Consider the following 12,789-nt stretch of genomic DNA (forward strand, 5'->3'; position numbering starts at 1 on the left):
GTTCCACTATCTGCTCCTGTTGATCGGCGGGCTCGTAGTGGGTGCAGGGCTCCTCGTCGCCAGCATCCTGGCCGGGCTGCCCTCACCCGAACGGCTGGCCGAGAGTCAGATCGCGCCCAGCACCCTCATCCTCGATCGCCACGGGCGATTGCTGTACGAGGTTATCGATCCACAGGGGGGGAAGCACACCCCTGTCCCGCTCTCCGCCATCCCGCAGGCCTGCCGCCAGGCGGTCATCGCCACCGAGGACAGCCGCTTCTACCAGCACCCGGGCTTCGACCTGCGAGCCATCGCCCGGGCGGCGTGGCAGGACCTGCGAGAGCGGCGCATCGTCAGCGGCGGCAGCACCATCACCCAACAGGTGGTGCGCAACCTGCTGCTCTCCCCCTCCGAGCGACAACGACGCACCCTCACACGCAAGCTACGTGAGGCCTGGCTGGCCTGGCGGCTCACCCGCCGCTACAGCAAGGACGAGATCCTGGCCATCTACCTGAATCAGAGCTACTTCGGGCACTTCGCCCATGGCATCGAGGCGGCCGCCCAGGCCTATTATGGGAAGTCGGTCGCCGAGCTGGACCTGGCCGAGTGCGCCCTGCTGGCCGGATTGCTCCAATCGCCCACGATGTACAACCCGCTGGAGCACCCCAAAGCCGCCGCGGCGCGCCAGCGAGTCGTCCTAGAGCTGATGGTGAAGGACGGATACATCACGCCCGAGGAGGCGGATCTGGCGGCCGCCGAGCCTCTGCGCTTTGCCTCCAGCCCGTTTCCCATCGAGGCCCCCCATTTCGTGATGTACGTCCAGGAACTGCTGGAAGAGATGTTCGGCATCGAGCGGCTACGGGCAGGCGGGCTGCGGGTGTACACATCGCTGGATCTGGACCTCCAACACACCGCCGAGTCCGTTGTGCGGCGGAAGCTGCGCGAGATCCAGGAGGACGAGAACGCGCCGCCGGAGCTTCGGGTGGACACGGCGGCGCTGGTGGCGCTGGACCCACGCACCGGCGAGATCCTGGCCATGGTAGGCAGCCCCGACTATTTCGACGCCCGCATCAACGGGGCGGTCAACGGCGCGCTGGCGCTGCGTCAGCCGGGCTCGGCCATCAAGCCCATCACCTACGCCGTGGCCTTCGATCCGGAGCAGGCCGCCCGGGCCGGGCGCGAGGTCTACACGCCCGCCACCATGGTGGCGGATGTGCGCACCGTGTTCCCCACCCGGGAGGGCGATCCATACATCCCCCTCAACTACGATCTGGATTTCCACGGCCCCGTGTTGCTACGGGAGGCGCTGGCATCCTCCCTCAACATCCCGGCCGTTAAGGTGCTGCAGCACATCGGCGTGGATGCGCTCATCGCCCAGGCGACGCGCATGGGGATCACGACGCTGAACGACAGCGACCGCTACGGCCTGGCGCTTACCCTGGGCGGCGGCGAGGTGCGGCTGCTGGAGCTAACGGCCGCGTACGCCGCCTTCGCCAACGGCGGCCGCCGGGTGGACCCCGTCGCCATCCTGCGCGTGGAGGACGCGAACGGCAACGTGCTGTACGAACCATCCCCCCGCCCCGGCGATGAGGTGCTCCCCCCGCAGGTCGCCTACCTGATCACCGACATCCTGAGCGACGACGAGGCTCGCATGCTCGGCTTCGGCGCCAGCAGCGTGCTGCACCTGTCCCGCCCGGCGGCGGTGAAGACGGGCACCACGACGGATTGGCGGGACAACTGGACGGTGGGCTACACGCCCGATCTGGTGACGGGCGTCTGGGTGGGCAACCCGGACAACGAGCCGATGATCGGCGTGAGCGGCGTCACCGGGGCGGCTCCCATCTGGCACGACTTCATGGAGCTCGCGCTGCGAGGGCGTCCCGCCCAGCCGTTCCCACGCCCCGACGGGCTGGTGGAGGTGGAGATCTGCGCCGACTCAGGGCTATTGCCGACGGACCTGTGCCCTCGTCGCCGGCGGGAGATCTTCATCGCCGGCACGGAGCCCACCCGGCCGGATGATATGCACCAACAGATCGCCATCGACATGCGGACGGGACGCCGGGCGGGGCCGGATACCCCGCCGGAGTACATCGCCTACCGAACGTTCTGGGTGCTCCCGGCCGAGCTACAGGAGTGGGCCGAACAACACGGCATCCCCCAACCGCCGGAGATCGGGGAGGCGGAGGAGATGCAGGCCGACGCCCCGGAGATCGCCGCCCGACCGGAGCAGGATGGGGCACAGCAGGCCATGGAGCCTCCGTTGGTGATCGTGGACCCGGCCCCCGGCAGCGTTTACCGGCTGGATCCCGCGCTCCCGGCCGAGATGCAACGGATACAGATCGTCGCCCGGCCGGGCGAGGGACGTCGCCTGACCGAGATCGTGCTGCTGGTAGACGATCAGCCCGTTGGGCGAGGCCCCGGCCCCCTGGTACGGGCCTGGTGGCCGCTCACCCCCGGCCGACATATCATCCGGGCGATCGGCACGGACCCAACCGGGGGATCCCTGCGGAGCCCACCGGTCGAGATCACCGTGGAGAAGCCCGGCTAACCCTTCGCTATTCGCCATTTGCCATTTGCTACGCGCCATTGCCATTCATCCGGAGGAAACCATCATGCCTTGGTCACATACCATGCGACGAGCGTCCGTGATCCTCTTCACCCTGCTATTGGCCACGCTGCCCGTCCTGAGCGCGTGTGCACCGCAGGCCACGCCCGCGCCGGCCGCCGAGCCGACGCGACGGACGGTCAGCCTGCCGGACGTGTCCGCCGACGCCGGGGCGGAGACGCCCGCGACCCCGGCCACGCCGTACACCGGCGGCTGCCCGTGTGCGCTCGGCGGCGAATCCTCGGGGAGCGGCGCGCCCTCGACGAAAGCGGAGCTGATCGTCTCGCCCCCGGTTGTCGTGTCCGTGCGGCCGGAACGCGGCGAGGAGCAGATGCCCGAGGCGCCGATCGTGGTCACCTTCGACCAGCCCATGGACCCGAGGGCCACCGCGGCGGCCTTCCGCATCGAGCCCCAGGTGGAGGGCGAGATCACCGTGCAGGGGAACACGCTCACGTTCCAACCGACTCAGCCCCTGCCCCACGCCACGACCTTCGAGATCACCATCGAGGCCACCGCCCGCAGCGAGAGCGGGTTCCCTCTGGAGGAGCCCTTCTCCTATCGGTTCCAGACGGTGGGATACCTGGAGGTGACCAGCACGCAGCCGGTCGACGGAGCCGAAGAGGTAGCGACGGACACCACGATTACCGTCGTCTTCAACCGGCCGGTGGTGCCACTCACCGGGACCGACGCGCTGGGGATCCTCCCGCAACCGCTGCGCATAGAGCCGGAGGTACCCGGCGACGGGGAATGGCTGAACACCAGCATCTACACCTTCCGACCGGCGGAGCCCCTGGCCGCGGCGACCCGATATACGGTCACGATCCCGGCCGGGCTGACCGACATCACCGGCGGCGTTCTGGCCGAGGATTACACCTGGTCCTTCACCACGGCCGCGCCGGCGGTCGTCTCCAAGGCGCCCACGTCCAATCAGGTGTCGCCCACCTCGCCCATCACCATCACCTTCAGCCTGCCCATGGACCCCGCCAGCACGGAGGCCGCCTTCGCGCTGCGCGTGGCCAAGGACAACACACCGGTAAAAGGGAGCTTCACCTGGGAAGATGACGGGCGCACGCTAGTCTTTCGCCCGGCCAGGCCCTTGGCCTTCAACACGGACTACGTGGTCACCCTGGCGGACACGGCCCGCCCCGCCCAGGGCGAGGGCACGCTCCGTCAGCCGGAGAAGTTCACGTTTCACACTATCCATCTCCCGGGCGTACGCTCCACCACCCCCCGGGATGGCGACCAGAACGCCGACCCCTATGGCGCCATGGAGGTCTACTTCTACAGCCCCATCGACCCCAAGACCCTGGCCGACGCCATCATCGTGGAGCCGGAGCCCTCCCAGGTATACACCTACTACACCACATACAAAAACCGGCTGGTCATCTCATGGGATCGCAAGCCGCGCACGGCCTACACGGTCACGCTGAAAAGCACCATCGGCGACCGGTACGGCAATACGTTGGGGCGGGACGTCGTCGTCCGCTTCCGCACCAGGGACTACGATCCCACGGCCTACCTGGAGGGGTTCGGGAACGTGGGGACATACAACGCCTACACCCACACGGTGGTCACAGCACGCTATCGCAACGTGAGCCGGCTGAACTTCCGTCTCTACCGGATCGATGTCCCCACCTTCATGAACCTAACCGGCGAGGACCAATGGGAGGCCTGGCGCCAGCTCCGGCTACCCAGAGGGAGCCTGGTGCGCGCCTGGTCTGTGGTCGTCGACGTGCCTCCCAACGAACTTCACACCTGGCAGGGGTTCCTCACCGACGCCGACGAGCAACCTCTGCCCCCAGGGCTCTACCTGCTGGAGCTGGGAGCGCCGGAGATCCGCTATACAGAGACCCGTCGCCCCTCCCGCCAGCTCCTGGTGATCTCCAAACTGAACCTCACCCTGAAGCACACGAACACGGAGGCGCTGATCTGGGCCACCGACCTGAAGACGGGGCAACCCGTCCCGGATCTGCCCGTGCGCCTGTTGGGTGGGGAGGGATTGGAGATCGAGGGGCGAACCGACGCCGACGGCGTGTTCCGCACGAGCTTCGCCTCGCGCAGCATCTGGTCGCCGCTCTACGCCCTTGCCGGACAACGAGGCGAGGACCTCTTTGCCGTCACCATGAGCAGCTGGACGCGAGGGATCAGCCCGTGGGACTTCGACCTGAACACCGGATACCCTCGTCCGGTCAACGCGTACATCTACACCGACCGCCCCATCTATCGGCCGGGCCAGACGGTGCACTGGAAGGCCATCGTGCGCCTGGACGACGACGCCCAGTACAGGCTGCTCGCGCCTGGACACCCCGTCACCGTCACGATCCAGGACAACTTCGGCAATCAGGTCTATCGGAAGGTGTTGGAGCTGAGCCCGCTGGGCACCATCTATGACGATCTGACCCTGGACAAGGAGGCCGCGCTGGGATGGTACAGCATCGACCTTCACATCGGCCTCCCGGATCAGCCCGTAAAGAGGAGAGAGCAGCTCATCAGCACCGGCTTCCAGGTGGCTGAGTATCGCAAGCCGGAATACGAGATCCACGTGGCCACCGACCGCCCTGAGTACGTCCAGGGCGATACCATCCACGCCACCGTCCAGGCCAAATACTTCTTCGGCGGCCCCGTGCAAGGTGCTCAGGTGCGCTGGACGCTGCTGAGCACGGACTACTTCTTCCCGTATCAGGGCGATGGCTGGTACAGCTTCCAGGACTTCAAGGGATGGGACTACTATCGCCCTTCACGATTCCGCTACGGAGAGCCTCTGGCGGAAGGCCAAGGACGGACGGATGAGGAGGGACGGTTCACCTTCTCCATCCCGGCCGACATCGCCGACCGAGACCAATCCCAGGTGTTCACCCTCGATGTGCGGATTCTCGACGTGAACGGCCAGGAGGTGGCCGGGTCCACATCCGCCATCGTACACAAGGCGGCCATCTACCTCGGCGTGGCCCCCCGCCAGTACGTGGTACAGGCGGGACGCCCCAGCCAGGTGGATTTCATCACCGTGGACCCGCAGAGCCAGCCCGTCGCTTCGGTGCCCATCACCGCCACCGTCTCGCAGGCGAAGTGGTACAGCGTCCGAGAGAAGGGGGAGGACGGTCGCTTCTACTGGACCAGCCGGGTCGAGGAGACCCCGGTGGTCACCCGCACGCTGACGACCGACGCGAGCGGCAAGGCGGCCCTGACCTGGGTCCCCGAGGAGGGCGGGCAATACATCGTGCGCGCCCATGCCGTGGACGACCAGGGCCGCCCCGTGACCAGCGCCGCCTTCATCTGGGTCAGCGGACGCGCGAGCGAGTTCGTCCCCTGGCGCATGGAGAGCCACGATCGGATTGAGCTGGTCGCCGACAAGAAGGAATATCGAGTGGGCGATGTGGCCCGAGTGCTGGTCCCGTCCCCCTACCAGGGGCCGGTGCGAGCGCTCCTCACCATCGAGCGCGGGCACATCCTCTCCCACCAAGTCATCACGCTCACCGGGAACAGCGAGACGCTGGAGATCCCCATCCTCAGCGAATACGCCCCCAACGTCTTCGTAAGCGTGGTGCTCATGAAGGGACAGGACGCCCAAAACCCATTGCCCTCCTTCAAGATGGGTTATGTCGAGTTACCTGTCTCCGTCGAGGAAAAGGAGCTGCAGATCACGCTGCGCCCCAGCGCGACGGAGGTCGCCCCCCGCTCGCCGCTGACGTACACGGTGGAGGTCAGGGATCACGCCGGGCGTCCGGTACAGGCGGAGCTGTCCCTCGCGTTGGTGGATAAGGCCGCGCTGGCGCTGGCCAGCTCCAACGTCGAGCCGATGGTGGAACGCTTCTATCGCCGTCGAGGCGTGGGCGTGCGCACAGCGCTGGCGCTGACCATGAACCTGGATCGCCTGGCCCAGCAACGCCAGAAGGGGACCAAGGGCGGTGGCGGCGGCCCGGGCGGGGAGGCGCCCACCGTCCGCCGGGAGTTCCCCGACAGCGCTTTCTGGGCGCCGGCCGTACAAACGGACGACCAGGGCCGGGCTCAAGTCAGCCTGGTACTGCCTGACAACCTGACGACGTGGCGCATGGACGGGAAGGCGGTCACGGCCGACACGCTGGTCGGTGAGGCGACGGTGGACGTGATCGCCACCAAGGACCTGCTGGTGCGGCCGGTGGCGCCCCGGTTCTTCGTCGCAGGGGACGCGGCCGACCTGGGCGCGGTGGTGCACAACAACACGGAGGCCGATCGCGAGGTCACCATCACGCTCTCGGCGCAGGGGCTGATCATCGACGGTCCGGCACGGCAGACGATCGAGGTCGGGGCCGGGAAGGCGGTGCGCGTCGATTGGCCTGTGCGGGTGCGGCCGGGCGACCAGGTCGTGCTGCTGTTCGATGCCCGGGCCGACGATCTCCGGGACGCGGTGGAGATCACCCTGCCCGTCTATCGATACACGACGCCGGAGGTGGTGGGCACCAGCGGCGAGGTCCCGGCCGACGGATCGCGCATGGAGATCGTCCAGCTACCTGCCGAGGCCGAGCGGGATCAGGGCGAGCTGAGGGTGATGCTGGAGCCGACGCTGGCGGCCGGTACGCAGGAGGGCCTGCGGTACCTGGAGCATTACCCATACGAGTGCACGGAGCAGGTGCTGTCCCGCTTCCTGCCCAATGTGCTCACCTACCGGGCGCTGAAAGCGCTGGGGATCGAGCGGCCCGACCTGGCGGAGAAGCTGCCGCAGCAGGTGGGGGTCGGGCTCCAACGGCTGTACAGCCGCCAGAACGTGGACGGCGGCTGGGGCTGGTGGAGCGGGGAGCAGAGCTACCCCTTCATCAGCGCATACGTGGTCTTCGGGTTGGTACAGGCGCAACGGGCGGGGTTCTCCGTCGATCCGGACGTGCTCGACCGCGGCCTTCGCTATCTGAAGGAACAGCTCCAGGCGCCGGGCGATCTGGATCGGGCCGGGCTCAACCAGCAAGCCTTCATCGTCTACGTCCTGGCGGAGGCGGGCGAGAACGTGATCAGCCGGGCGGTCGCCCTGTTCGATGAGCGTGAGCAGATGGGGTTGTACGGGCGGGCGTTCCTGGGGCTGGCGTTCGGCGTGATGGACGCCGAAGGGCAGCGTCCCCGCATCGATACCCTCATCGGCGACCTGACCAGCCGGGCGGTGCTGAGCGCGACGGGAGCTCACTGGGAGGAGGAGACCCGAGACTTCTGGGCGATGAGCACGAACGTCCGCACCACGGCCATCGTGCTGGATCTGCTGGCCCGGTTCGGCTCCACCGAAGGGATCACGCCCAATGTGGTGCGCTGGCTGATGAGCGCCCGCAAGGCCGGACGTTGGGAGACCACCCAGGAAACGGCGTGGTCGCTGATCGCCCTCACCGACTGGATGGTGGCGACCGGCGAGCTGGAGGCGGACTACACGTGGAGCGTGTCGCTGAACGGCGAGGAGCTGGATAGCGGCACCGTCGACCAGGAGAACCTGGACGAGCCGACGGTGCTGCAGGCCCGAGTGGCGCAGCTGCTGGCGGATCAGGCCAATCGGCTGGTGATCCGACGGTCGACGGCGGAGGGGCAGACCGGCCGGGGCCGGCTGTACTACACGACGCACCTGCAATACTACCTGCCGGTGGAGGCCATCGAGGCCCGAGAGCGGGGCGTGATCGTCGCCCGGCGCTACGTCCTGGCGGACGATCCCGAGCGCCCCATCGCCCAGGCGAAGGTGGGCGATGTGATCCAGGTGGAGCTGACCATCATCGCCCCCAGCGACCTGTACTATCTGGTGGTGGAGGATCCGCTACCGGCCGGCGCCGAGGCCATCGACACCAGCCTGCGCACTACCAGCAAGACATACGAGGGCCCCAGCCTGCAGGAGACGACGCCGGAGGTGGAGCCGTTGCCCTGGTGGGCCCGATGGCTGCCCAACCACACGGAGCTGCGGGACGAGAAGGTGGTGCTCTTCGTCACCTGGCTGCCGCGGGGCACCTACCAGTACACGTATCAGATGCGGGCCAGCCTGCCGGGTCGCTACCTGGTGCTGCCGGCCACCGCTTATGAGATGTACTTCCCGGAGACGTGGGGCCGCAGCGACGGCGGCGTCTTCACCATCACCCGGTAACATCGAGCGGGGGCACGGCGAACGCCGTGCCCCTGTCTCTCATCCCAACTCACGCTCCCCATGCTCGCGCCGGGCCACAGTCCAGCACCCTCCCGTCCAGCTGCACGCCCCCCACGCTCGCGCCGGGCTACAGCCTCAGCCCTCGCAGGGTCTCTCGCGCTCCGGACAGCACGTATCCGATGTCGCTCGCGGCCGTCACGAAGAGAAAGCCCCGATCGATCCAGTACTGGGCATCATCGCCGGCCGCGATCCCCGGGATCTTGCCCGTCTTACGGCACGCCTCTAACACCCGCATGATCGCCGACTCGACGGCCTCCGCTCCCTCCGGCGTGCTCCGATCCACCCCCATGGAATTGCTCAGATCGGCCGGTCCGATCCAACAGCCGTCCACCCCCTCCACCGCCAGGATCTCCTCGGCCCGCTCCACCGCCTGGATCGATTCGATCTGCACGGCCAGGAAGACCTCGTCGTTGATCCGAGATTCGTAGTCCTCGCCCAGAAAGCTGGCACCGGAGGCGCCGACCGATCGTCCCCCTCGCGGGGGATAGCGCATCGCATACGCCGCGGCCGCGGCCTCCTCCGCCGAATTCACTATGGGGACCACGATGCCCAGGGCGCCCCGATCCAACAGGCGCCCAATCGCGTAGAAGTCGTTCTGGCGAACTCGCGCCATGGGCACGGCCTCTCCCAGACAGATGCTCCGAAAGGCCAGCATGGTCCCATCGTCATCCCAGAAACCGTGTTGGTTATCCACCAGGACGAAATCGAATCCGGCCTGCGATAGGGCCTCTCCCACGATGGGCGCCCCCAACACCATGGCGGCCCCGATGGCGGGCTTCCCTTCCAGCATCCGCCGCTTCGCCGTGTTCGTCCGCATCTTTCCCTCCTTCGTCCTTTCCAGAGAGCCTGTTGAATTGCCACATCAATGTACCACACCACAATCGTATCAGCAACGCACGCTGCCGCCGGCGAGACGGGCATGGAGCGGAAAAGGCGGCGGCTCCCTCGCCGCCACAGGCGGAGCATGGCAGCAGGTAGTCAAACTCATGGGTTTGACGGCCACACGGGGAGGAAGTATACTTATCTGGCCGTGATAAGAGCCGCTGTGGAGGCCCGATGTGAAGCCGGCCGGCGCAAGACTACGCGCAACCACCTATCTGATCCTGCTCGGATTGCTCCTCTCTTCGTTCGCGATATCCTCCCCCATCCGTGCGCAGGAACCCCTCGACCCCGACGCGGAGCTGCACGCCCTCATCGAGCGCATGACCGTCGCCGACCGTGTGGGCCAGCTCTTCATCGTCCCCTTCCAGGGGGATGACATCGGCCCGGATTCCGAGGTCGCCGAGCTGATCCGCACCTACCGGGTCGGCGGGATTATCCTTCAGGCCCGCAACGGGAACTTCCGCAACGATCCGGTCGAGGGGCCCGACGGGCAGCTGCTGGACACCCCCGCCCAGGTCCTCATCGTGACCAACCGGCTGCAGGGGCTGGCCTTTGACCGGGCGTTCAGCACGCTTCAGGCGCTGGCCCCGGAGGAGGCAGCCAAGGTGCAGCCTTTGCCCCCGCCGAGCAGCACACCCATCACCAACCCGGTGCGATTGCCCCTGTTGATCGCCATTAACCAGGAGGGGGATGGATATCCCTACACCGAGCTGCGCCGCGGCTTCACCCCGCTGCCCAACAACATGGCCATAGGCGCCACATGGGATCCGGAGACCGCCGAGACAGTGGGCACCATCGTGGGGCAGGAGCTGGCGGCCGTCGGCATCAACCTGCTGCTCGGCCCCTCGCTGGACGTGCTGGACACGCCGCGCATCAACCAGCCGGGCGACCTGGGCACGCGCACCTTCGGCGGCAATCCCTATTGGGTCGGACGCATGGGGCAGGCGTACATCCGCGGGGTACATGAGGGAAGCGCCGGCCGGGTGGCCACTGTGGCGAAGCATTTCCCCGGACAGGGCGCCAGCGATCGACGGCCCGACGAGGAGATCGCCACCGTGCAGAAGCCGTTGGACGCCCTGCGCCAGGTGGAGCTGGCCCCCTTCGCGGCCGTCGCCCACGGCGATGACGCGGCGGCCGTGACCGAGGCGTTCATGTCGTCCCACGTGCGGTACCGCGGCTTCCAGGACACCACCCGGCAGCTCACCCCGCCCATCAGCCTGGCCCCTCAGCTCCAGACCATCCTGGCCCTGGATGAGTTCAAAGCGTGGCGGGAGGCCGGTGGGCTCCTGGTCTCCGATGCCCTGGGCGTGCCCTCCATCCGGCGCTACTACGATCCCAGCCTGCAGAAATTTCCCCACCGCCAGATCGCCCTGGATGCGTTCGTGACCGGGGGGAACGACCTCCTGCTGCTCTCCCAGTTCGCCCTGACCGACGACTGGGAGACCCAGATCGCCAACATTAAGGATACGATCCTCTTCTTCCAGGAGCGCTACACCGTCGACGAGGTGTTTCGAGAGCGGGTGGACGCGGCGCTGCTACGCATCCTGCGGCTGAAGCGCCACCTGTACCCGACGCTCTCCCTGGAGAGCGCACTGGTCGCACCCGATGGGCTCTCGCAGGTGGGTCAGAGCACCCAGCGCATCATGCAGATCGCCCAGGCCGCGGCCACGCTCATCGACCCCGGCCCGGAGGAGCTGGCCGATCGCCTGCCCACCGGTCCCCTGGCCGACGAGAATATCCTCATCATCACCGACGCCCGCCAGGGACAGGAGTGCAAGGATTGCCCCGCCTTCAAATACATCGATCCATTGGCCCTGGAGACGATCATCCTGCGCCTGTACGGCCCTCAGGCCAGCGGCCAGATCGATCCAGCGCGCGTGCACAGCCTGAGCTTCGCGCAGTTCAAGGCGTTCCTGCTCGGGGTGTCCAAAGACCCGCCACAAGAGGAGGCGGAAGCCCTTCTGCAAGAGGCGGACTGGATCATCTTCGCCATGCTGGACATCGCCCAGCTCACCAACCCGGAATCGAACAGCCTCAAGCAATTCCTCAGCACCCGATCGGAAAGCCTGCGAGACAAGAAACTGGTGGTCTTCTCCTTCAGCGCGCCGTACTATCTGGATCCCACGGAGATCAGCAAGCTGACCGCCTACTTCGGCCTGTACAGCAAGACGGCCCCCTTCCTGGAGACCGCGGTGCGGATCCTGTTCCGAGAATACGCGCCGCAGGGACGCCCGCCCGTGAGCATCCCAGGGATCAATTACGACCTGGCCAGACAGGTGCAGCCGGCCCCGCAACAGACCATCGGGCTCCGCATCGTCGGCGGGCCGGAGACGGAGGGGAAGCCGATCGCCATGGAGATGGGGGAGACGGTGCGCGTGGCTACGGCGCCGATTATCGACCACAACGGAAATCCCGTCCCGGACGGCACGATGGTGACCTTCCGGCTGTTCTACCCCAGCGAGTCCCTGGAGCTGCCGCGGCAGGAGGCACCCACGCGGGATGGCGTCGCCGAGATCACGGTGAAGCTCGAACGCGCCGGGGAGCTGCATATCAGCGCCATGGCCGGGCCCGCGGAGCAATCGGACACGATCATCATCAGCGTCATCGGCCCCACGCCCACCTCCGCCGCATCGCCGATTCCGACGCCGACACCCAGCCCATCCCCCACGCCGACGCCCACACGCCCTCCCACGCCCATGGCCCCCCCGGGCGACTCCGCCAGGAACCCAGGCCATCCATCGCAGCCCGTTCCCCGGGTGGATGGGGCGGCGTTCATGATGGCGCTGTTGGCCGTGATCATCGCGGGCGTCGTGACCTACGCGCTGCAGGTCAGCAACGGGCTGGCGCTACACGAGGTCATGAACACGACGTTGTGGAGCGTCGTGTTGGGGATGGCCGCCTACGTGTTGTACGGGCTGGGATGGCTACCCGGCGCCACCTATCTGCAGCAAGCAGCCCGGCCGTGGGGCGCGGCCATCGTCAGCCTGATCGCCGGATTCCTGCCGCTGCTCATCGTGCGCGGCCGATCGTTTCTCATCAAGCTGGGGAGTTCACAACTCCAAGAGGAATAAGAGGCACAGCCCCGCCACGAGATCAGGGGGTCGGCAGCGGCGGGGCCAACAGCGTGACCGTCAGGGCCACGGCGATGAGGCTCAGCGCCGCCCCCACCAGCCAGCTGTTCAGC

General features: G+C 67.3%; 4 protein-coding genes. 3 read left to right on the forward strand and 1 reads right to left on the reverse strand.

Translation table 11 applies throughout. From position 1 onward, the window contains the following. Together pbpC and GXP39_06885 are read left to right on the forward strand one after the other, a co-directional pair. On the forward strand, positions 1-2,527 hold a 2,527-nt coding region (gene pbpC / locus GXP39_06880; GenBank protein ID NOZ27761.1), incomplete at its 5' end, for a penicillin-binding protein 1C. 64 nt (positions 2,528-2,591) lie between these two features. Next, positions 2,592-8,663: a hypothetical protein gene (locus GXP39_06885; GenBank protein NOZ27762.1), complete on the forward strand. Its 6,072-nt coding sequence runs from the start codon at positions 2,592-2,594 to the stop codon at positions 8,661-8,663. A 127-nt stretch (positions 8,664-8,790) separates the two neighbouring features. On the opposite strand, the gene GXP39_06890 is transcribed toward GXP39_06885, so the two are convergent. Then, positions 8,791-9,540 carry a 4-hydroxy-2-oxo-heptane-1,7-dioate aldolase gene (locus tag GXP39_06890; GenBank protein ID NOZ27763.1) on the reverse strand — a complete coding sequence of 250 codons (750 nt, stop codon included), beginning with the start codon at positions 9,538-9,540 and terminating at the stop codon, positions 8,791-8,793. A 241-nt stretch (positions 9,541-9,781) separates the two neighbouring features. On the opposite strand from GXP39_06890, the gene GXP39_06895 reads away from it, so the two are divergent. After that, on the forward strand, positions 9,782-12,676 hold the full coding sequence (locus GXP39_06895; GenBank protein NOZ27764.1) for a hypothetical protein: 2,895 nt from the start codon (positions 9,782-9,784) through the stop codon (positions 12,674-12,676). The last annotated feature ends 113 nt before the right edge of the window (positions 12,677-12,789 follow it).

This window comes from Chloroflexota bacterium (assembly GCA_013152435.1).
GTDB lineage: Bacteria > Chloroflexota > Anaerolineae > DUEN01 > DUEN01 > DUEN01.

Excerpts from the sequence above, each read along its gene's own strand:
- GXP39_06885 (NOZ27762.1), top strand. The coding sequence starts at position 2,592 with ATGCCTTGGTCACATACCATGCGACGAGCGTCCGTGATCCTCTTCACC.
- GXP39_06890 (NOZ27763.1), bottom strand. The coding sequence starts at position 9,540 with ATGCGGACGAACACGGCGAAGCGGCGGATGCTGGAAGGGAAGCCCGCC.